19 protein-coding genes are annotated in these 20,285 nt (G+C 64.4%); 12 read left to right on the top strand and 7 right to left on the bottom strand.

The window, feature by feature from the left end; translation table 11 throughout:
- Entirely contained in the window at nucleotides 1–417 is a 417-nt protein-coding gene (locus AAA969_RS06975) for an ACT domain-containing protein (RefSeq protein WP_338245014.1), read from the bottom strand.
- Between the two features lie 78 nt (nucleotides 418–495).
- Here AAA969_RS06975 and AAA969_RS06970 point away from each other — a divergent pair, with 78 nt between their 5' ends.
- The 3 genes from AAA969_RS06970 to lpdA all read left to right on the top strand — a co-directional run bounded on the left by AAA969_RS06970 (nucleotide 496) and on the right by lpdA (nucleotide 3,064).
- Complete coding sequence (locus tag AAA969_RS06970) at nucleotides 496–867, top strand: cupin domain-containing protein (protein WP_338245012.1); 372 nt, start codon at nucleotides 496–498, stop codon at nucleotides 865–867.
- A 75-nt stretch (nucleotides 868–942) separates the two neighbouring features.
- Nucleotides 943–1,545, top strand: coding sequence for an HD domain-containing protein (locus AAA969_RS06965; RefSeq protein WP_338245010.1), 603 nt, complete (start codon nucleotides 943–945; stop codon nucleotides 1,543–1,545).
- A 118-nt stretch (nucleotides 1,546–1,663) separates the two neighbouring features.
- Nucleotides 1,664–3,064: a dihydrolipoyl dehydrogenase gene (lpdA, locus tag AAA969_RS06960; protein WP_338245007.1), complete on the top strand. Its 1,401-nt coding sequence runs from the start codon at nucleotides 1,664–1,666 to the stop codon at nucleotides 3,062–3,064.
- A gap of 38 nt (nucleotides 3,065–3,102) precedes the next feature.
- Here the strand turns inward: lpdA and AAA969_RS06955 are convergent, their stop codons facing one another.
- Together AAA969_RS06955 and AAA969_RS06950 are read right to left on the bottom strand one after the other, a co-directional pair.
- Entirely contained in the window at nucleotides 3,103–4,005 is a 903-nt protein-coding gene (locus tag AAA969_RS06955) for a haloalkane dehalogenase (protein WP_338245005.1), read from the bottom strand.
- A gap of 41 nt (nucleotides 4,006–4,046) precedes the next feature.
- The gene (locus AAA969_RS06950; RefSeq protein ID WP_338245003.1) at nucleotides 4,047–5,699 is read right to left on the bottom strand and encodes an AMP-binding protein; all 1,653 of its coding nucleotides are present in this window, start codon (nucleotides 5,697–5,699) and stop codon (nucleotides 4,047–4,049) included.
- A 252-nt stretch (nucleotides 5,700–5,951) separates the two neighbouring features.
- On the opposite strand from AAA969_RS06950, the gene AAA969_RS06945 reads away from it, so the two are divergent.
- From AAA969_RS06945 to AAA969_RS06930, 4 genes are all read left to right on the top strand, one after another.
- Entirely contained in the window at nucleotides 5,952–6,728 is a 777-nt protein-coding gene (locus AAA969_RS06945) for a hypothetical protein (RefSeq protein WP_338245001.1), read from the top strand.
- Between the two features lie 60 nt (nucleotides 6,729–6,788).
- Nucleotides 6,789–8,087 carry a hypothetical protein gene (locus AAA969_RS06940; protein WP_338245000.1) on the top strand — a complete coding sequence of 433 codons (1,299 nt, stop codon included), beginning with the start codon at nucleotides 6,789–6,791 and terminating at the stop codon, nucleotides 8,085–8,087.
- A gap of 113 nt (nucleotides 8,088–8,200) precedes the next feature.
- Complete coding sequence (locus tag AAA969_RS06935) at nucleotides 8,201–10,636, top strand: M1 family metallopeptidase (protein WP_338244998.1); 2,436 nt, start codon at nucleotides 8,201–8,203, stop codon at nucleotides 10,634–10,636.
- Nucleotides 10,637–10,653: 17 nt separating this feature from the next.
- Nucleotides 10,654–11,169, top strand: a complete 516-nt coding sequence (locus AAA969_RS06930) for a DUF6702 family protein (RefSeq protein WP_338244996.1) — start codon at nucleotides 10,654–10,656, stop codon at nucleotides 11,167–11,169.
- Between the two features lie 28 nt (nucleotides 11,170–11,197).
- Here the strand turns inward: AAA969_RS06930 and AAA969_RS06925 are convergent, their stop codons facing one another.
- Together AAA969_RS06925 and AAA969_RS06920 are read right to left on the bottom strand one after the other, a co-directional pair.
- Nucleotides 11,198–11,914: an SET domain-containing protein-lysine N-methyltransferase gene (locus tag AAA969_RS06925; protein WP_338244994.1), complete on the bottom strand. Its 717-nt coding sequence runs from the start codon at nucleotides 11,912–11,914 to the stop codon at nucleotides 11,198–11,200.
- A 1,206-nt stretch (nucleotides 11,915–13,120) separates the two neighbouring features.
- Complete coding sequence (locus AAA969_RS06920) at nucleotides 13,121–13,522, bottom strand: hypothetical protein (RefSeq protein WP_338244992.1); 402 nt, start codon at nucleotides 13,520–13,522, stop codon at nucleotides 13,121–13,123.
- Between the two features lie 208 nt (nucleotides 13,523–13,730).
- On the opposite strand from AAA969_RS06920, the gene lipA reads away from it, so the two are divergent.
- Complete coding sequence (gene lipA, locus AAA969_RS06915) at nucleotides 13,731–14,708, top strand: lipoyl synthase (RefSeq protein ID WP_338244990.1); 978 nt, start codon at nucleotides 13,731–13,733, stop codon at nucleotides 14,706–14,708.
- A 37-nt stretch (nucleotides 14,709–14,745) separates the two neighbouring features.
- A complete protein-coding gene (locus tag AAA969_RS06910; RefSeq protein ID WP_338244988.1) occupies nucleotides 14,746–15,249 on the top strand; it encodes a type II toxin-antitoxin system RatA family toxin in 504 nt (167 codons plus the stop codon).
- Here the strand turns inward: AAA969_RS06910 and AAA969_RS06905 are convergent.
- Nucleotides 15,217–15,717 (bottom strand): CinA family protein, encoded by a 501-nt coding sequence (locus AAA969_RS06905; RefSeq protein ID WP_338244986.1) that lies wholly within the window; start codon nucleotides 15,715–15,717, stop codon nucleotides 15,217–15,219. The two genes, AAA969_RS06910 and AAA969_RS06905, sit on opposite strands and share 33 nt — an antisense overlap.
- Entirely contained in the window at nucleotides 15,714–16,871 is a 1,158-nt protein-coding gene (locus tag AAA969_RS06900) for a bifunctional 2-C-methyl-D-erythritol 4-phosphate cytidylyltransferase/2-C-methyl-D-erythritol 2,4-cyclodiphosphate synthase (RefSeq protein WP_425324995.1), read from the bottom strand. The genes AAA969_RS06905 and AAA969_RS06900 overlap by 4 nt, the downstream gene beginning before the upstream one ends.
- A gap of 134 nt (nucleotides 16,872–17,005) precedes the next feature.
- Between AAA969_RS06900 and dusB the strand changes: the two genes are divergently transcribed.
- Genes dusB through AAA969_RS06885 form a run of 3 tightly spaced genes read left to right on the top strand, consistent with a single transcriptional unit; the run spans nucleotide 17,006 to nucleotide 20,270 of the window.
- Nucleotides 17,006–17,950 (top strand): tRNA dihydrouridine synthase DusB, encoded by a 945-nt coding sequence (gene dusB / locus AAA969_RS06895; protein WP_425325041.1) that lies wholly within the window; start codon nucleotides 17,006–17,008, stop codon nucleotides 17,948–17,950.
- A complete protein-coding gene (locus AAA969_RS06890) occupies nucleotides 17,947–19,008 on the top strand; it encodes a two-component system sensor histidine kinase NtrB (protein WP_338244980.1) in 1,062 nt (353 codons plus the stop codon). The genes dusB and AAA969_RS06890 overlap by 4 nt, the downstream gene beginning before the upstream one ends.
- The gene (locus AAA969_RS06885) at nucleotides 19,005–20,270 is read left to right on the top strand and encodes a sigma-54-dependent transcriptional regulator (RefSeq protein WP_338244978.1); all 1,266 of its coding nucleotides are present in this window, start codon (nucleotides 19,005–19,007) and stop codon (nucleotides 20,268–20,270) included. Before AAA969_RS06890 ends, AAA969_RS06885 begins: the two co-directional genes overlap by 4 nt.
- The last annotated feature ends 15 nt before the right edge of the window (nucleotides 20,271–20,285 follow it).

Genomic DNA, 20,285 nt, shown 5'->3' with positions numbered 1-20,285 from the left:
TCAATCGAATTCGCGCCCGCTCGCGCGCGCCAGCGCCTTGAGGGCGGCCAGCGCATCACCGAGCCGGTCTTCCGGGACGAAGACATGATCATGGAAATAGCCGGCGACCGGGTTGCAACCAATCCCCTCCGCCGCCAGGGCAGCGGCGACATGAGCCATGAAACCGACGGCCTCCAGCGAGGAATGGATCGCCAGCGTAATGCGCCGGCAGGGAAAGACGGGCGAGAGCCCGGCGGCTTCGGCGTGTTCGAACGGCAGGATGAGCGTGACCCCTTCGGCCTCGGCAAAGCGCATCAGGGCTGCGTGCTCGTACGGAGCCAACCGGTCGGCCGGACCAGTGACAAAGCCGTAGCGCACCGGATCCGGCTCTGGCCGCAATCCGGCAAGCAGCACGTTCAGATCGCTGATTCCCGCCATTTTGACTTTGCTCCCCAACCGCTAGTCTCATTGCCTGAGGCGGCAGTGAAACGCGAGTCGCGAGACGGGGAGACTGGGATGGCGGTGAAAACGATCTCGCTGGTGGAAAAACACAGCCAGTTCGACGAGGCCTGGTCCCCCAAACGCATCGCCAAGCTGGATGATTACGAGGTCAAATTGGCCAAGGGGGCCGGTGCGTTTGACTGGCACTGCCATGTCGAGGAGGACGAGCTCTTTCTCGTTACCCAGGGCATTCTGCGGATCGAGATCGACGGTCAGGACCCGGTCATTCTCGGCCCGGGCGAGCTGTGCGTGATTCCCAAGGGGGTCCGCCATCGCCCCGTCACCCAGAGCGAAACCGTTCATATCCTGCTGATCGAGAAGGCTGGCGTGACCAATACCGGCGACAATCCGGACAGCGACCTGACCCAGACCCTGGTCGATCTCTAGACCCGATCGCGCTCAGCGGCGGGCCTTGTCTCGGCTTTCTTTCGAGGTCAGGGTATGCCCAAACGGGAGGTCATCATGTCGCATCAGGACGCCAGCGCGCCGCGCGCAAAATTCAGGGCCATGGACGAGGGCACGGCAGAGGACTGGAGCGTGATCGCGACCCAGTTCGGCGCTTTTGCCAAAGACCTGCCGGACCGCGTGCTGGCTCATCTGAGGCTTCTGGATGGTGATTTCGGCGGGTTCCCGATCGACCGGATGCAGCACTCCCTGCAGACCGCGACCCGGGCGATGCGTGATGGGCGCGATGAGGAGTATGTCGTGATGGCCCTGCTGCACGATGTCGGCGACACGCTCGGCAGCTATAATCACCCCGACATTGCAGCCGCGATCCTCAAACCCTTCATCAGCGAGGAGAACCACTGGATCGTCGCTCATCACGGGATCTTCCAGGGCTATTATTTCTTCCACCATATCGGCGGTGACCGCGACATGCGGGAGCAATATCGGGATCACCCCCATTTCGCGGCTTGTGAGGAATTCTGCGCCAAGTATGACCAGACCGCATTCGACCCGGACTATGACAGCGAGCCGCTCTCGGTCTTCGAGCCCATGGTCCGGCGGGTCCTGGCCCGTCCCCGGCGCTCGGTCTATGCCGATGCCGGCGAGGCCGCGGAATAGACGTCAGGACGCAGACGGTTTGCCCGGAGTGTGCCGCATTGATCCGATGCGCTCGTGCTGCTATCCCGAAATCAGGTTTCCCGCATAAATTTCGTATGCAAAATAAATGAGGACGACCATGAGCGCAGGGGCTTTCGACGTAATTGTGATCGGTGGTGGTCCGGGCGGCTATGTGGCGGCGATTCGCGCCGCCCAGCTTGGCTTCAAGACGGCGGTTGTCGAACGTGACCAGTTGGGGGGCATCTGCCTCAACTGGGGCTGCATCCCGACCAAGGCGCTGCTGCGCTCGGCCGAGGTCTATCACCTGATGCAGCACGCCGCCGATTTCGGCCTGTCGGCGGAAAAGATCGGTTTTGACATCGAGGCCGTCGTCAAGCGCTCCCGCAAGGTCTCCTCGCGCCTGACCGGCGGGATCGGCTCGTTGATGAAGAAGCACAAGATCACGGTGATCGAGGGCAGCGCCAAGCTCGACAAGGGCAAGGACGCGCCGGAGGTTGTGGTCGGCAAGGACCGCTACACAGCCAAACACGTGATCCTCGCCACCGGCGCACGCGCGCGCACCATCCCGGCCGCCGGACTGGAGCCCGATGGTGACAAGATCTGGACCTATCGTGAGGCGATGGTGCCCAGCGAGATGCCCAAATCCCTGCTGGTCATTGGCTCGGGCGCGATCGGTATCGAGTTCGCCAGCTTCTACCGGACCATGGGGGCCGAGGTCACGGTGGTCGAGATGATGGACCGGGTCCTGCCGGTCGAGGATGCGGAAATCTCCGCCCTTGCCGCCAAGAGCTTCAAGAAGCAGGGCATGAACCTGCTGGTCTCGGCCCAGGTCGAGAAGCTCGAGAAAACCGCCAGGACGGTGAAGGTCCACGTCATGAACGCCAAGGGCAAGGTCGAGATCATCGAGGTCGAGAAGGTCATCATGGCCGTCGGTATCGTCGCCAATATCGAGAATATGGGGCTGGAAGCACTCGGCGTGAAGATCGAGCGCGGCCATGTCGTCAATGACGGGTTCGGACGGACCAATGTCAAAGGCCTCTATGCCATCGGTGATGTCGCCGGTCCGCCCTGGCTGGCGCACAAGGCGAGCCATGAAGGCGTCGTGTGTATCGAGAAGATCGCCGGCGAGCAGGTCCATCCCTTCGAAACCGGGAATATCCCCGGCTGTACCTATTGCCACCCGCAGGTGGCGTCGGTCGGGCTGACCGAGGACAAGGCCAAGGCGGCCGGACACGAGGTCAAGGTTGGCCGCTTCCCCTTCGTGGGCAATGGCAAGGCGATTGCCCTGGGCGATGATCAGGGTCTGGTGAAGACCATTTTTGATGCCAAGACCGGGGAGCTCCTGGGCGCCCACATGGTCGGTCCGGAAGTGACCGAGATGATCCAGGGCTATGTTGTCGGACGTCAGCTGGAGACCACCGAGGCCGAACTCATGCACACGGTCTTCCCGCATCCGACCCTGTCGGAAATGATGCATGAGAGCGTGCTCGACGCCTATGGGCGCGCGCTGCACATTTAGCGGGTTGGGAAGGTGTCCGACCCGTTCGCGGAACGTGGTCAGGCCAGCGCGAACCGTTTGAGCGCTGCGCGGGCGATCGGCTCGCCCCATTCCTGCACGAAATGCCCGCCATCGGCGATTTCCATCGGCGGCGGGCAATTGCGGATCAGCTTGGACAGGGCCGTCATGGCCGGCGGGCCAAGGACCGGGTCCTGCATCCCGATCGCCATGAAGCTGTCGCCGGACCACTGGGTATTCCAGAAGGTCGCGGCGCGTTTGCTGGTGTCAACGCCATCCATCGCCGGATCGGTCGGGACGAGGCTGGGGAAGGTTCGCGCCCCGGCCTTGTAGCTGTTGTCGGGGAAGGGGGCGTTGTAAGCCTCCACTTCCGCATCGGTCAGAATGGATGTGGCACGTTTCATCAGGGCGCCGATGTCGAAATTCGGCGTATTGGCGACATAATCGCGCCAGGCGTCGAACCCGGGCCCGGCCGGTTGACCGATCCCGAGACCGGTATTCATGACCAGCAGGCGGGTGAAGCGGTCCGGATAATCCATCGGGATGGTCAGGCCGAGCAGCCCGCCCCAGTCCTGACAGACCAGGCAGACATCCTGCACATCCATCCGCTCGAAGAAGGCTTTCAGGGCGTTGCGATGAAAGTCGAAGGTGTAGGCCGCATTGTCGACCGGCTTGTCCGACCGTCCGAACCCGAAGAAATCCGGCGCGATGACGCGGGCACCGGCCTCCAGAAAGACCGGTATCATCTTGCGATAGAGATAGGCCCAGCTTGGTTCGCCGTGCAGGCACAGGAAAACGGGCGCGCCGGATCGCGGGCCTTCGTCGACATAGTGCAGGCGCAGCCCCTCATAGCCCGCGAGGTCCTCGACATAGTGCGGTGCATAGGGCCAGTCCGGCAGCCCGTCGAAACGGTCATCCGGTGTGCGTTTCGCTTCAAGCGTCATGGCGTCTCTCCGAACGGACAGGGGCTTGGGGCGGCGAGCGGCTACTCCGCCGGCTGTGCCACCGGTTTGGCGTCCTCGGCCATCATCGTCTCGACCGTTTTCTGCACCGTTCCGTAATCGGTCTTGCCGGTTCCCAGAACCGGGATCGAGTCGACCCGGATGATCTTGCGCGGAATGGCGAGATCGGAGATGCCGTGATTGCGGGCGAAGGCCACGAGGTCGGCGCGATCGGCCTTGTCGTAATCGGTGAGCAGGATGATCTGCTCGCCCTTGCGTTTGTCCGGAATGGCCGCGGCAGCGTGCATATTGTCGGGCCAGAGCGAGGTCGCACAGTTCTCCACCACCGCCAGCGACACCATCTCGCCGCCCATCTTGGCGAAACGCTTGACGCGCCCGCGGATCGAGATGAAGCCGTCCTCGTCGATCGACACGATATCGCCGGTATCGTGCCAGCCGTCCTCGGGAGCCTCCAGCACCAGCGGCGCATCGGGGCGGATATAGCCCTTCATGATGTTCGGCCCCTTGATGTGCAGCTGGCCGCCATTGTCGATCCCCGGGACGGAAACCAGCTTGGCCTGGCAGCCGGGCATGATCTGGCCGACCGTGCCCGGGCGGTTATTGTTCGGCTGGTTGACGGAGAAGACCGGTGCGGCCTCGGTCAGGCCATAGCCCTCGACGATCTCCAGATTGAAACGGCGACGCAGCGAGGAACGGGTCTCGTCCTTGACCCGCTCGGCCCCGCAGACCGCCATGCGCAGGGAGGACAGGTCCTCACCATCGGCAGCGCGGGCATACTGGTTCATGAAGGTGTCGGTAGCGAACAGGATGGTCGCCTGCGTCTCGGCGATGCGTTTGACGATGGTCTTGGCCTGGAGCGGTGTCGGGTGGCAGATCGCCGGAACCCCGAGCCCCAGCGGCACCAGGACGCCGCCGGTCAAGCCAAAGCAGTGGAAGGTGGGCATCGGGTTGAACACCTTGTCGGTCGGATAGATCTCGATGTGGTCGCGAACCTGCTCGACATTGGCGAGCAGGTTGGCGTGGCTGAGAACGACGCCCTTCGGGTCGCCTTCCGTACCGGAGGTGAAGAGGTAGACGGCCGGGCTGTCGGGATCGGGATGCGCATGCACCAGGAAGGGCGCGACCAGCCCGACGGCGGCGGCAACCTTGTCCATGGTCGAGAGATTCTCGCGGACATCCTCGAGATAGATCAGCTCATGATCTTCCTTGAGGGCCGCCTCAAGCTCCTGCAGCTCGCCCAGTTCGATGAACCGGCGCGCCGTGACGATCCGCTTGGCCTTGCAGGCCCGGCAAGCAGCCTTGAGGGCGCGTTCGCCAGCCGTGAAATTGAGCATTGCCGGGACCCGGCCATAGGCGGAGATGGCGTAAAACGAGATGATCGCCCCGGCGCCGGTCGGGAGCAGGACGCCCACGGCTTCGCCGGATTCCGTGCCCGCCTTGAGCGCATGGCCAAGCGCGAAGGCGGCCTTGGTCAGGTCACCATAAGTGAGCTCACGTCCGTCAGCATCGATGGTCGCCAGCTTCTTGCCACCATACCGCCGCTTTGAATCAAGCAGGGCTGCGAACACCGACTTGCGGATACGGGCCAGGTTGAAGTCGGGGCCCGAAAAGACGTGTCCGATCTCCGGCAAGCGGGTCTCGTCCGGAGCCATTCCGGCGGCAGTCGTGTCAACCATGTGATCCTCCCATCGGCGTCCTTCTTGTGTGGACGCTCGTATCGACAGCGATATTACGCAGGGCTGACGCATAGGGAAGGGGGAGGCCTGATTCACATGCATTCGGAGCCTTCATATCGCGATATACGGAAATAATTTATCGAATAACGAAAAAACTGGTTGATATCGAATTTCGATAATGTAAGCTTCGACTGATCGCTGGGGAGCGTTTGACCGGGGCTTCGAACAGCCCTGAATTGTACGGAGACTGACATGCAAAAGGTCCTGCTGGCCGCTTCGGCCCTGACCACCGCCCTGATGACATCCGGTTGCGTCATCGTCGTGGCGGATGATGGTGACGACAGCAAGATGCTGCGGACCCATACCGTTCGCACAGCCGACGGCTATGTGGTGCTGGACCGGGACGGCGATTACAGCCGTCTCGCCGGTGATGTGAATCTCCGGGGCCGTCTTGGCGGCGACCTCAGCCTGGTGGCGGGCGATGTCGATATCGATGATCTCGATATCGGTGGTGATGCCTCTATCGCGGGCGGTGACATCAATTTCTCCGGCCGGGTTGGCCGCGAAGCCTCCATTGCCGGTGGCGACATCGTGTTCTCGGCGGAGGTCGGCAATGATCTCAGCCTGGCCGGTGGCGAAATCACGTTCTCGGGCCGGGTTCACGGCGAAGCCGCCCTGGCGGCGGGTGAGATGGAAGTCGGTGGCTGGTTCGGCGACGTGCTGAACGCCCAGGCAGACCAGATCCGCTTTTCCGGCGAGGCCACGGGCCCGGTCCGGCTGGTTGCGGCAGAAGAGTTGCGCAATTCGCGCCGCGGCAATCAGCGCGGCCTTGTCGAGGTCAGCGGCGTTCTCGCCGGGGGCGGAGAAATCTGCGCGATCTCGGTCGTGTTCTCCGGCACCAGCCAGGTTCGCGACGGTCTGATCGTCTGGGCCGAAACGGCACCGACGACCGAATCGGGGGCCCGCGTCTCCGGACTGGACTACCGTCCCCGCAATGGTCGCGACTGTGACGATCTGGTGCAAAGCTGATCCTGTCACACACCGTGCTTTCAACCTTGACCTGACCGCCGGGGGGCGCAGGGAGATTTGATGATGGATTTCAACTCAATGAAGAAATGGATCATGGCCGGGGGGCTGGCCATATCCATGTTCGCAGGCTCCGCCACCGCCCAGGTGATTGGCGGCGATGTGGCGATCGACGGCAGCAATGATGACGTGATCTTCCTCGGCGGGGAGATTGATGTTCGCGGCCAGATCAATGGTGACATCAAGGGCGTTGCCGGCAGTATTCGCGTCAATGCGGATGTGACCGGCTCGGTCCAGCTGGCCGGCGGTGAGATCGATGTGGCGGGGACGATTGGCGAGGATCTGGATCTCGCCGGTGGCGATCTTCAGTCCCGTTCCAATGTCTCCGGTGACGCCAATTTCGCAGGCGGTGATATCGAGGTCTCGGGCGCGATCGGTGGCATGCTGAATGCCGCCGCTGGCAATGTCGAGATTGACAGCCAGGTCGCCGGCGCCGCCAAGCTGGCCGGGGGCTATGTCGAGACCAGCCGCGCAAGCCGAGTCGGCGGAACCGCCGAAGTCGTCGGCGGCGAAGTCCATCTCGCCGGCGAGATCTCCGGCCGGGTCGAGATCGAGGGTGGGGAAATCCATCTGTCGGGTGTGTTCCTGGACGATGTCGATATCACGGCAGAGGAAGTCTACATTCTCGAAGGCACCCGGATTGTCGGCGCGCTGACCGTGCAGTCCGGGCAGGAGCCGGTGATCGCCGACGGGACCAGCTTCGGCAGTTACGAATACGAGTATTCCGATTTCAATTTCGGCGCCAAGGACTGGGAAAACGTTGATTTTGACGTCGATTTCAACGCCCCGACCGGCATATTCGGGCTCTTCATCCCCGGCGCGGTCTTTCTTCTGGCGGCCCTTGCCTGTCTGGTCGCTCCGGGCGGAACCGCATCGGTGGCACGGCGCTTCCGTGAGCGTCCGGTGGTCAGCGGCTTTATCGGCTTTATCGGCTTCGCCCTTTCGCCGATCTTCCTGATCACCATGACCGTGCTGCTGGCCATCACCGTCGTGGGCATCCTGCTGATCCCGATCATGTGGATCGTGTTCTGGCCGTTCATGCTCCTCTGCATGGGTTTTGGCGCTGTTGCCATTGGTGACATGGCGTTCAATCGCCGGCCGGACGAGAAGACGCTGAACCTGGGGATGCGCTTGCTCTCGACCTTCGTCGTTGTCGCGGTTTTCGCGGCCCTCGGTGCTGTTCCTGTGCTCGGCGTCCTGACCGGTTTTGTCCTTCTCTTCATCGGCTTCGGGGCCTGGTTGCTGTCGCTCGGCAAGCGCCGCGACGTGACACCGGCGCTGGCCTCCGACGCGGCGGTCTGATCATCCGGTGGCAAGATGCATCATGACAATGCAGAAAGCCGGGGGTGACCTCGCCGGGCGTGCGCGCTAAATCACGTCCCGATCTAGTCCCAAAACAGGGGTATCGGGGAATAATGCGCACTCTCACTCTCATTGCTCTCGCTGCGGCAACTGCGACGTTCAACGTCGCGGTCGCCCAGCCTGTCCAGCAGACCGTCAATGACTGGCGTGACGCTTTCCGTCAGCTCGAGGACGAGGACTGGCCGTCGCCGAACCGCGAGCGCCGGGCGACCGGCGCACCGGGTCCGGACTACTGGCAGCAGCAGGTCGATTACGACATCGACATCCGTCTCGACGAAGAGGCCAAGCATCTCTTCGGTACCGAGACGGTCACCTACACCAACAACGCGCCCGATACCCTCGACTTCCTGTGGTTCCTGCTCGACCAGAACCGCTTCCGCCCTGACTCCATTGCCGTGATGACCGAGACGGTCGGCGGCGGTGGTCGCTCGGCCGGCCGGGTCGGCGGCTCCTTCCCGGACGGCATCTCGGCCAGCGCAGTGCGTCGCCGCCAGATGCTGGAGAATGACGGCTACGGCTTCAACATCACCGGTGTCACCGACGCCAATGGCGAGCCGATGGACTTCACCATCGTCGACACGCTCCTGCGCCTCGACCTCGATGAGGTGCTGGAGACCGGCGACAGCGTCACCTTCACCATTGAGTGGGACTACCGCCTGATCGAGACCCAGGTCGTTGGCGGCCGGGCCGGCTGGGAATGCTTTGAAGAGGGCGACGATACCGGCGGTGACTGCATCTACCAGATCGCCCAGTGGTTCCCCCGCGCTGCGGTCTTCTCCGACTATGAGGGCTGGCACAACAAGGCCTTCCTCGGCCGCGGCGAATTCGGTCTCGAATTCGGCGATTACGACGTCTCCATCACCGTGCCGCAGGACTTCATCGTCTCGGCGACCGGCGTACTGCAGAATGCCGACGAGGTCCTGACCCAGCCGCAACGTGACCGTCTGGATCAGGCGCGTGACGCCGACGAGCCGGTCTTTATCGTGACCCCGGCCGAAGCCCGCGCCAATGAGCGCCGCGGCACCCGGTCGATGGCGACCTGGGAGTTCCGGGCCGAGAATGTCCGTGACTTTGCCTGGGCCGGGTCGCGCAAATTCATCTGGGACGCGGTCGGCGTCGAGCAGGACGGGGAGGGCGATGCCCCCAACCTCGTCATGGCGATGTCCTTCTACCCCAATGAGAGCGAGCCGCTTTGGTCGACCTTCTCGACCCGGGCGATCGAGCACACGCTTGCCGTCTACAACAGCTTCGCCTTCCCCTATCCCTATCCGGTCGCGCAATCGATCGCCGGTCCGCAGGGCGGGATGGAATACCCGATGATCACCTTCAATGGCGGCACCTATGGCCGTCCGTCGGTCGATGATGACGGCAATCTGACCTATTCGCTGGGCTCCAAGCGCGGCCTGATCGGCGTGATCATCCACGAGATCGGCCACATCTATTTCCCGATGACGGTCAATTCCGACGAGCGCCAGTGGACCTGGATGGACGAGGGCCTGAACTCCTTCCTGCAATTCCAGGCCGAGCGGCAGTGGGAGGAGGATTTCCCGGTCCGCCGCGGCGATCCCCACTCGATCACCTCCTACATGGTGTCGAGCAACCAGATGCCGATCATGACCCAGTCGGACTCGATCGTGCAGTTCGGACCGAACGCCTACTCCAAGCCGACCATCGCGCTGGTCATCCTGCGCGAGACGGTGCTCGGCCGTGAGCTGTTCGACGAGGCTTTCCGCACCTATTCCCGTCGCTGGCGCTTCCGCCGCCCGACGCCCTATGACTTCTTCCGCACGATGGAAGAAGTGTCCGGCGTCGATCTCGACTGGTTCTGGCGCGGTTGGTTCTACTCGACCGACCATGTCGACATTTCGCTCGACCGCGTCATCGAGGGCAGCTTCAACACCGAGAACCCGGAAATCGAGAACATGCTCGAGCGCACCGAGGGGGCGAACGACCCGGAAAGCCTGACGCAGGCCTCCAACCGGGCGGACGGCATCTCGACCTATGCCTCGCGCAATCCGGAAGTCCTCGACTACTATTCCGAGAACGATCAATTCACCGTCACCAATCGCGAGCGCGAAGCCTATGAGAACCTGCGTGAGGAGCTCGAGGACTGGGAAGCGGAGATTCTCGACAGCGGTGACCGGGTCTATTATCTCGACTTCACCAATGAGGGCGGCGTGGTCATGCCGATCATCCTCGAATTCACCTTCGCGGATGGCTCCACCGACCTTGTCCGGATCCCGGCCGAAGTCTGGCGCTATGACCCGCACAGCGTGACCTGGACCTATCTCACCGACCGCCAGGTGGTCTCGGTCGAACTCGACCCGCTGTGGGAAACTGCCGATGCTGACCGCACCGACAACTACTTCCCGCCGCGTATCGAGCCGACCCGTCTGGAGCTGTACCGCTCCAGCTCGTCACCCTCGAGCATGATGGCGGACCAGGACCTGCGGGTGACCCGCGACAGCGTCCGCACGCGGCCGCAATAGGGATCGGGGAGGGCGCCATGACCCTGCGTTTCGGCCTCACCCTCCTGATCGCCCTGGCGGGGCTGTCCCTTGTGACAGCCCCGTCGGCGGCTCACCGCATGCATGCCGGCGTCACCGAGATCGCCGTCAATGAGCGCACCGGCGAGATGGAGATCATCCACCGCGTCTATGGTCACGATCTGATGGAAGCGCTCGACCGCACCGAGCTCGACGCCAGCGCCTTCCTGGCCACGCCGGAAGGTCTCGCCGCCGTCGCTGCCTATGCCGGCCCGCTGTTTCGCATGGCCGACAGCGAAGGCGAGCTGATGGAGCTCGCCTATGTCGGCGCCGAGGCCGATGGCGAATACGCCTGGATCTATTACGCCGCGCCGGTCCCGGCCGAGCAGAACGCCTTCATCGTCGATAATGACCTGCTTTCGGAGACATTCGACGACCAGGTGATGATGACCAACCTGCGCTTTGACTCGCGGGTCCGCACGGCCATGCAGGGGCCCGGACGACGCGCGCCGGTCCGGGTTCGCTTCTCCGATTGAGCCCCGGCCGGGCTGAGCGGCTGACGGCCTAGACCTTGTGAAGCCTGGCCGGACAGCGACACACGAAGCTGCCGGCCAGATCGCCCTCGGTCTGGGTATAGTCGAACGTCACCTCATCCCCGGCCGCCAGATCGCGCAGCGCCACCAGGGTGGGCAGGGCGGTCGCGTCGTCATAGACGATCTCGCAGCTCGGCTCGCAGGCATGATTGACGAAATGGCCATAGCCCGTCGGCTCGACATGCAGACCATCATCGGTGCTGAAGGAATAGGGCGTCTGGCGCGGGCCGACCGGACCATGAATGCCGAGCACGGTCTCGCCCTGCTTTACGGCACAGTCCAGCACGCTGCCCCAGCCATGGGTCGATGAGCGGTCGAGCCGTACCGCGGGGGCATGGGCCAGTACATAGGGCTGCGCCTGTGCGCCCGCCGCACCGCCCGGCCGGGCCCCTTGGCCGGCAATCCGTCCGACCAGGGCAGCGCCATGGCTGCGCGTCTCGGGTGCCAGGTCGAGCATCACCCCGGTCGCGGACGCCGTCGTTCCGTCCTCGGCAAATTCCAGCATCAGCGCCAGTCGTCCCCCGGCCCAGAGCCCGCGCACAGCGCCAGCGCGCGCCACGCCGTCCCGTTCGGCAATCCGGTCCAGCGTCCCCGAGACCCGGCCTTCGCCATCCATCACCAGCGCCATCCGGTCATAAAGCCGGACCCCGTCCGCCGCGGCATGAAACCCGATGAGATGAACCGTCACCCCCGCCGGCCTGGTAGCCCCAAGAAACTCAACCATCCCCAAAACCTCAACACAAACAATAAGGTGAGGGGAGGTTAGCGGGTTCGCAATACCATGCAAGCTGTGGTTGGTGCCAGAGTGCGGTCCGCTTTCCCGCACCACATCATGGGGAGGTGGATCGCCCGCCAGGGCGAGACGGAGGCGGGGTGCCGCAGGCGGAGAGGCCTGCCCACGCGGTGGGGAAGAAAAGAAAGGCCGCACGGCGGATCGGCAATTTCGGCGCCCACCCCCATCATTTTTCCCGGGCGAAGACCCGGGACCAACCGGACCCGCCTTGCAGCGCTGAGTCCCCCGTCGGTCCCGGATCGCGCTGACGCGCGTCCGGGAAAAATGCTTTTGTTGCGGAGTGCAGAACGCTCGTTTTTCCTCCCCACATCGTGGGGAGGTGGGTCGCCCGCCAGGGCGAGACGGAGGGGCCTGTCCTCGCTGTGGGGAAGACGGAGAGGCACCGCCTTTACTCTTTGAGGAGAGACAAAAACAACGCAGCGGTTCATAGATGTCCGCGGCCATCCCCACCATTTTTCCCGGGCGAAGACCCGGGACCAACTGACCCCGCCTTGCAGCGGTGAGTCCCCTGTCGGTCCCGGATCGCGCCGACGCGCGTCCGGGAAAAATGCTATTGTTGCGGAGTGCAGAACGCTCGTCTTGCCTCCCCACATCGTGGGGAGGTGGGGCGCCCGCCAGGGCGAGACGGAGGGGCCTGTCCTCGCTGTGGGAAAGACGGAGAGGCACCGCCTTTACTCTTTGAGGAGAGAAAAAAACAACGCAGCGGTTCACAGATGTCCGCGCCCATCCTCATCATTTTTCCCGGGCGAAGACCCGGGACCAACTAACCCCGCCTTGCAGCGGTGAGTCCCCCGTCGGTCCCGGATCGCGCTGACGCACGTCCGGGAAAAATGCTTTTGTTGCCGAGTGCAGAACGCACGTCTTTCCTCCCCACATCGTGGGTAGGTGAGTCGCCCGCCAGGGCGAGACGGAGGGGCCGCCGCAGGCGGAATGCCACGCGCCTCCTCGCTGACGCTCGGCCCCATCGACCCGACGCTGCGCGCCGGCCCACTTCCCCACAAGTGGGGAAAAAGGCGGCCGCGCCTTTCCCTCTCCCAGGGGAGAGGGTGGCCGAAGGCCGGGTGAGGGGGCGAGAGCTTACCCCATCTGACCTGTTATTGATCAGAGCGCTTTCACCCATAGTGTCGCGTTCAAGTCCGCGAGGGTCCGCAAGCATTCCGTAGAAAATTGTTGGACGACATAAACGTCAGGTCCCACTCGCACAAAAAGCTCTACATCGATGTTAGTCGCATGGCGTTTTAGATAAGCTTTGGCGTTGTCGTGAATGGTCGCGAGAAAGCCCACCAGCTCGTGCTCCAATGCCTTGATGGTTGCCTCGTCGCAATCCGACGCCCTTTTCTCCCAGACCCAGAGATGGAAGGGGCTACCCGGCCTCTTGGTGAACTTTGTCGCCTTTCGTCCGATGCAGGCCTCGAATTCCGATATGCATCCTGTCGTATTTGTGAACGAGAACGTGATGCTGACCTGCGTCAGTGCGTTTGTGGGCGGGAAATTGGCGGTCAATGACTCTACCTTGGATGATCATCGGTATACGGGGTGACTGTTGACCGCTGGTTCGAGATTGTCGAGTGACGAACCCGTTGCGCGACGCCGCTCAGGCAACGCCTTCAGACCTATGCATCGCGACTTTCCTTCTCCCGAGGGAGAAGGAATGCCACCACCACAGCCCCCCAACCTTGCCACAACCCCCGCCGCGTCATACATCGCCCCCATGGCCAATCTGATCGACACATCCTCCCGTTCCGCCGCCTCTGACGCACGCGCGGCTCGCCATCCGGAGAAGCAGAAGCGGGCGGATACGCCGGTGCTGCGCAAGCCGGACTGGATCCGCGTCAAGGCGCCTCTGGGCAAGACGTTTTCCGAGACCCAGAAGATCGTCAAGGAAGGCGGTCTGGTGACGGTGTGCGAGGAGGCGGGCTGTCCCAATATCGGGGAATGCTGGGAGCAGAAGCACGCCACCTTCATGATCCTGGGCGATACCTGCACCCGGGCCTGTTCCTTCTGCAACGTCAAGACCGGCCTGCCGGGCGCCGTCGATACCGATGAGCCGCGCCGTGTGGCCGAGGCGGTCGCCCAGATGGGGCTCAATCATGTCGTCATCACATCGGTCGACCGCGATGATCTCGATGATGGCGGGGCGCAGCATTTCGTCGACGTGATCGAGTCCATCCGCCGCGCCGCGCCGGGGACCACGATCGAGATCCTGACGCCGGATTTCCTGCGCAAGCCGGGCGCCGCGGAAGCGGTGATCGACGCCCGTCCGGACGTCTTCAACCATAATCTCGAGACCGTGCCGCGCCTGTATCTCTCGATCCGGCCGGGCGCGCGCTATTACCACTCGATGCGCCTTTTGGAGCGGGTCAAGGAACGCGATCCGTCGCAATTCACCAAGTCGGGCATCATGGTCGGCCTCGGTGAGACCAAGGAAGAAGTCATGCAGGTGATGGACGACATGCGCTCCGCCGGCATCGATTTCCTGACCATCGGCCAGTATCTCCAGCCGACCCGCAAGCACGCCGCCGTCGACCGGTTCGTGCATCCTGACGAGTTCAAGGCCTATGAGACCATCGCCCGCGCCAAGGGTTTCCTGATGGTCTCGGCGACGCCGTTGACCCGGTCGAGCTATCACGCCGGTGATGATTTCGCGAAGCTGCGCGCAGCGCGCGACCAGCAGCTGGCGCGCGGCTGATCGCGCCTTTATCCGGGCAGGGGCAGGGGCAGTAGCCATGGTTGTCGAGGTTCGCGAACGCTTGCGCTTGTTTCACGCGGCGGACGATCTGTTCGCCCTGGTCAGTGATGTGCGCCGCTATCCCGAATTCATTCCCCAGATCACCGCAATGCGCGTGCAGGACGAGCGCCGTGCGGACGGGGTAACCGAGCTGACCGCGGAAGCGCGCGTGCGCTATAAATTCGTCACCGAGCGCTTCACCTCGAAAGTGCGGGCCGATGCGCCCCATCGCGCAATCGATGTCGGTTTCGTCGCCGGGCCCTTCCGGGTGCTGGAGAACCACTGGCGGTTCAGTGCGCTATCCGACGGGTCCTGCCTGGTCGATTTCTCGATCCGGGCCGAGTTTCGCAACGCCATCCTGCAATTGCTGCTCGACAGCAATCGCGAGCGCGCCGGTCGGGTCCTGGTGCAGAAATTCTCCGCCGAGGCCGAGCGGCGCTATGCCCGCGTCGGCGATCCCGGTCTGGCCCTAACCGAAGAAATCAACGCCATCGGCCAATAGGTCCAGCGCCGTCGCCACGCTGGCCAGCCGGACCGCATCGCGGCCCCGGTCGCCAAAGCGGTGGACCTCGGTCCTGGTCGGGCCGTCACGGCGGGCGAGGGCGAAATGGACCAGTCCGGCCGGCTTGTGTTCGGAGCCGCCGGGCCCCGCCACGCCGGTGATCGAGACCGCGATATCGGCGTTTGATCGCAGCAGGGCTTCATCGGCCATGCGCCGGGCGACTTCGACCGAGACCGCGCCATTGGCCTCGATGACCCGCGCCGGAACGCCCAGCATCTCGGTCTTGGCGGCGTTGGAATAGGTCACGAAACCACGATCGACGACATCGGAGGAGCCGGGGATCTCGGTCAGCAGCGCGCTGACCAGCCCGCCGGTGCAGCTTTCCGCGGTGGCGATCATCACGCCGGCAGTGCGGGCGCGATCGATCAGCGTTTCGGCCTGCTCGATCAGGGAATGGGTGAACATCATGACAGTCTCGCAGTGATGATGGCCTGGGCGGCAAGTCCTTCGCCGCGGCCGGTAAATCCAAGTTTCTCGGTCGTCGTCGCCTTGATGTTGACCCGCGCCTGCGGCAGGTCGAGCAGTGCTGCCACCCGTGCCCGCATGGCGTCGCGATACGGTCCGATCCTGGGCCGTTCGGCGATCAGGGTCAGGTCGGCATGGACGATGCGTCCGCCGGCCTCGGCGAGCAGTTTGAGGGCATGCAGCAGGAAGGCGTCGGAGGCGGCGCCCTTCCATTGTGGATCCGACGGCGGGAAATGCTGGCCGATATCGCCGGCTCCCGCCGCGCCCAGTATGGCGTCGGTCAGGGCATGCAGGCCGGCATCGGCGTCGGAATGGCCGACCAGTCCCAGACCCTCCCGGATCTCGATCCCGCACAGCCACATGCTGTCGGCCGCTTCGAGACGGTGCACGTCAAAACCCTGTCCGGTGACGGTGATCGCGTCGGGCATCAGCATCCTCTCGGCCCGCGCGAAATCCGCCGGCGTCGTCAGTTTGAAATTGTCGGCCTCGCCGGTCATCAGTGCAACCGTGCCGCCCGCCGCCCGGATCACCGCCGCATCATCGGGCAGGGCGGTGTCACCGAGCCTGTCATAGGCTGCCAGCAGCGGCGCCAGATGAAAGGCCTGCGGCGTCTGTGCGGCGTACAGCCCGTCGCGCGACACCGGATCACCCATGGTCATGCCGGCCTCGTCACCGCGAAACAGGGCATCGGCGATCGGCAGCGCCGGAATGACCGCCGAATGCTCGGCGAGGGCGTCGGTGAGCCGGTCGAGCAGCGCCGGGCTGACAAAGGGACGGGCGGCGTCATGGATCAGGACGGCATCAAAACCGGCTGCTTGGGCGGCGTCCAGTCCGGCCCGGACCGAGGCGGTGCGGGTCGCGCCACCGGCGACGGTGGTCAGGGTCTGGCCGAGTGCCTGTTCGACGGCGGTCAGGTGGTCGCGGTCGTCCGGATTGACCACCACGATGATACCCATGATCCGGTCATGATGAAGCAGGGCATGAACACTACGATGAAGCACACTGGAACCGGCCAGTGCGCGATACTGTTTCGGCACGCCGCCACCGGCCCGTTCGCCGCGCCCGGCGGCCACGATCACAGCTCCGATCTTCATCAACAGGCCTCGTCCATTGCCGCAGCGCAGCAAGATCGCTAGCTTTCGGGATTACGATGTCCACCAAGGATGTGTCCAGCCGCATGCGCTTCTCGATCGCAACGCACAGCATTGAAATCCCGACCATCCTGGCGCCGATGTCCGGGGTGACGGATCTGCCGTTTCGTCGCCAGGCGCAGCGTTTCGGGGCTGGCATGGTGGTGTCTGAAATGGTCGCCTCCGACGCCCTGGCCGCCGGTCGCCGCGACATGGTCCGCAAGGCCGCGCTCGATGCCTCGTTGCAGCCCTGCGTCATCCAGCTCGCCGGCCGCGAGGCCCACTGGATGTCCGAAGGGGCCCGGATCGCCGAGGATGCCGGGGCGCAGGTCATTGATATCAATATGGGATGTCCGGCCCGCCAGGTCACCAAGGGACTGTCCGGCTCGGCCCTGATGCGTGATCTCGACCATGCCCTGACCCTGATCGAAGCGACTGTCGGGGCGACCAGCCGCCCGGTCACCCTGAAGATGCGGCTGGGCTGGGACCATGACAGTCTCAACGCACCTGACCTCGCCCGCCGGGCCCGCGATGCCGGCGTCCAGCTGATCACGGTGCACGGCCGGACCCGCCAGCAATTCTACAAGGGTCAGGCCGACTGGTCGGCCGTTCGCGCCGTCGTCGAGGCGGTTGATCTGCCGGTCATCGTCAATGGCGATATCCACACCACTGCCGACGCCCGCAGCGCGCTGGAAAAGTCCGGCGCTGCCGCCGTGATGATCGGGCGCGCCGCGCAGGGACGCCCCTGGCTCCTCGGCGAGGTCGGCCGCGAACTGCTTGGCCAGGCCGCAGTGGAAACGCCCTGGTCCGACAAGATCGACGCGCTCGCCGCCCAGTTCGAGGACAGCCTTCTGCATTATGGCGAAAATCTCGGTATCCGCATGATCCGCAAACATTTTGCCAGCTTCTGCGACGTCGAGTGCGGCGCCGGGGATGCCGACTGGGTCCGCGCCCAGCGCGCCAGCCTGTGCCGGTCCGAGCGGCCGGCGGATATTCACGCGGCGCTCGATGGCCTGCGCCAGCTTGACGGACGTGCGGTCGCATGAGCCCCGCAGCGGCGCCCGGCGCCGCCTCCCTGGCCGCCTCCCTGGCCGCCGACCAGGCCGCGATCCCGATTCTCGTCTTCTCCGGTGCGGCCCGCTGCGTCTGGGCCAATACCCAGGCCGAGGAATGGCTTGGCCTGTCCATGCGCCATATGGGCAAGGGCCGGTTCGACACCCTGTCGGCAACCTGCGCCCAGCTGGCCGATATCATCGAGCAGGCGTGCGGCAGCCAACGTACCGTTGTCGCTCTTGGACGCATGCTCGGCGGCGGCGGGCCCTTCGATGTTCATGCCCGCTGGTCTGAGGAGCACGGCCAGCTGGTTCTCTCGGTGCTGCCGCATCAGGAAATGGGGGCCAAGGCGTCCGAAGCGCCGGCGCTGGGTTTTGGTCGCATGCTGGCGCACGAGCTCAAGAATCCGCTGGCCAGCGTCCGCGGCGCTGCCCAGCTGATCCGGCGTGAGACCGGGATCGAGGGCGCGCGCGACCTGGCCCGGCTGATCATCCAGGATGTCGACCGGATCACCCGCCTGGCCGATCACTGGAGCCGGGTCGGGGATATCCAGCTTGGCGTGCAATCCGAGATCAATCTCAACCTGCTGGCTGTCAACGCGATGGACAGCCTGCACCGCGCCGATGCCGCCACGAGGGGTGTGCTGCGCGAGAATTTTGACCCCTCCCTGCCGACCATCAAGGGCGATCCGGACCTGTTGATGCAGGTCGTTCTCAACCTGCTGCAAAATGCGCTCGACGCCGTTCGCTCGGACCCGGCCGCTGAAATCGTCATCGAGACGCGCTTCGATGCCGGGCCGAAAAGCCGTACCGGGGGCAATCCGACCCCGCTCGTCCTGTCGGTCCGCGACAATGGACCGGGCATTCCCGAAACGCTCGGATCGGGTATCTTCACTCCCTTCGTGACCACCAAGCCTGCCGGCGAGGGGCTCGGCCTGGCGTTTGCGGCCCGGATTGCTGCCCTGCACGACGGGCAGATCGATTTCGAGAGCCATCCGGGTCGAACCGTTTTCAATATCCGCCTGCCGATAGCCAAGAGGGACCTGCCGTGACCGCTCGCATCCTGCTTTTGGAAGATGATGACAGTCTCAAGCTGATCCTGTCGCGCGCGCTCGGGTCTGCCGGCTACCAGGTCCGGGCGACCGCATCGCCGGACACGGCGCTGAACTGGATCCGCAATGGCGAGGGCGACCTCCTGCTCGCGGACGTCCTGCTGGACGGGACGAATTTCCTCGAAAATCTCGGCCTCGTCTCGCGCCTGCGCCCGCAATTGCCGGTCATCGTGATGAGCGCGCAGGCGACGGCCTCGACGGCGATCAGTGCGGCCAAGGGCGGGGTGTTCGAGTATCTGCCCAAACCCTTCGACCTCGATGATATGATCGCCGCCGTCGCGGCAGCGCTGGGCGAGGAGACCAAGGCCGGCCGGACCAGGCCGGCGGAGGAGCCAACCGGCTTTATCGGTCAATCGGCGGCCATGCAGTCCGCCTTCAAGGCGATTGCCCGGGCCGCGACGAGCCAGGCCCATGTCATGATCACTGGCGAACCGGGCGTCGGCAAGCGACAGGCGGCCGAAGCCCTGCTGCGGGCCCGCGGGATCGCCTCGGACGACGCGATTGTCGTCACCCCCTCCAATCCGGCGTCTGACGTGTTCCGCTCGACGCAGGCGGCCCGCCAGGTGGTCTGGCTGCGACTGGAAGAGTGGAATGCCGAACAGCAAAGGGCGGCACGCGACGCGCTTGATGCCGGTATCGGTCGCGTGATCGCCACGGCCTCGCATTCGCCGGACGCGGGCCTGGATAGCCGGCTGGTGGCGCGTCTGTCGGAATGCGTGATCTCGGTCCCGCCACTGCGTGAACGCCGCAGTGACATCCCGGCTCTGTGTGAAACCTTCCTCGGCCAGTTCGCGCGCCGCGACAAGCAGGAGGTGGTGCGCCTCTCGAAGGACGCGATCCAGTATCTCCAGGGCTCGGCCTGGACCGGCAATGTGGTCGAATTGCGCTCTGTCCTGTCGCGCCTGTCGCTGGCAACTCGCGGCCGTGTTGCCGGCCTAGAAGACGTGCTCTCGGCCTTCACGGCTGACGCCGGTGATGCGCGCGAGGACCTCGACGTCCACGCCAATGCGATCGCGGCGCTTTCCCTGAGTCGCGACAACGCCCGGACCGTTGCCATCGACGCGGTTGATCGGGCCCTGTTCAGCCAAGCCCTCGACCGCTGTGGTGGAAACCGCTCAAGAGCGGCCGAAATGCTGGGTTTGAACCGCAATACGCTGGCGCGCCGGCTTGCGGAGCTGGGCGAGGAAACGCGCGATATGTGACCTCTGCATCACGGG

This window comes from Maricaulis maris, assembly GCF_036322705.1.
Lineage (GTDB): Bacteria > Pseudomonadota > Alphaproteobacteria > Caulobacterales > Maricaulaceae > Maricaulis > Maricaulis maris_B.
This window is presented reverse-complemented; position numbering and strand designations above follow the sequence as displayed.

What these genes read in the sequence shown, in the direction of transcription:
- AAA969_RS06965 (WP_338245010.1), top strand. Translation starts at nt 943, where the DNA reads ATGTCGCATCAGGACGCCAGCGCGCCGCGCGCAAAATTCAGGGCCATG.
- lipA (WP_338244990.1), top strand. Translation starts at nt 13,731, where the DNA reads ATGGCCAATCTGATCGACACATCCTCCCGTTCCGCCGCCTCTGACGCA.
- AAA969_RS06950 (WP_338245003.1), bottom strand. Translation starts at nt 5,699, where the DNA reads ATGGTTGACACGACTGCCGCCGGAATGGCTCCGGACGAGACCCGCTTG.
- AAA969_RS06930 (WP_338244996.1), top strand. Translation starts at nt 10,654, where the DNA reads ATGACCCTGCGTTTCGGCCTCACCCTCCTGATCGCCCTGGCGGGGCTG.
- AAA969_RS06955 (WP_338245005.1), bottom strand. Translation starts at nt 4,005, where the DNA reads ATGACGCTTGAAGCGAAACGCACACCGGATGACCGTTTCGACGGGCTG.
- AAA969_RS06975 (WP_338245014.1), bottom strand. Translation starts at nt 417, where the DNA reads ATGGCGGGAATCAGCGATCTGAACGTGCTGCTTGCCGGATTGCGGCCA.
- dusB (WP_425325041.1), top strand. Translation starts at nt 17,006, where the DNA reads ATGTCCGGGGTGACGGATCTGCCGTTTCGTCGCCAGGCGCAGCGTTTC.
- AAA969_RS06905 (WP_338244986.1), bottom strand. Translation starts at nt 15,717, where the DNA reads ATGATGTTCACCCATTCCCTGATCGAGCAGGCCGAAACGCTGATCGAT.
- AAA969_RS06970 (WP_338245012.1), top strand. Translation starts at nt 496, where the DNA reads ATGGCGGTGAAAACGATCTCGCTGGTGGAAAAACACAGCCAGTTCGAC.
- AAA969_RS06890 (WP_338244980.1), top strand. Translation starts at nt 17,947, where the DNA reads ATGAGCCCCGCAGCGGCGCCCGGCGCCGCCTCCCTGGCCGCCTCCCTG.
- AAA969_RS06910 (WP_338244988.1), top strand. Translation starts at nt 14,746, where the DNA reads ATGGTTGTCGAGGTTCGCGAACGCTTGCGCTTGTTTCACGCGGCGGAC.
- AAA969_RS06945 (WP_338245001.1), top strand. Translation starts at nt 5,952, where the DNA reads ATGCAAAAGGTCCTGCTGGCCGCTTCGGCCCTGACCACCGCCCTGATG.
- AAA969_RS06940 (WP_338245000.1), top strand. Translation starts at nt 6,789, where the DNA reads ATGATGGATTTCAACTCAATGAAGAAATGGATCATGGCCGGGGGGCTG.
- AAA969_RS06935 (WP_338244998.1), top strand. Translation starts at nt 8,201, where the DNA reads ATGCGCACTCTCACTCTCATTGCTCTCGCTGCGGCAACTGCGACGTTC.
- lpdA (WP_338245007.1), top strand. Translation starts at nt 1,664, where the DNA reads ATGAGCGCAGGGGCTTTCGACGTAATTGTGATCGGTGGTGGTCCGGGC.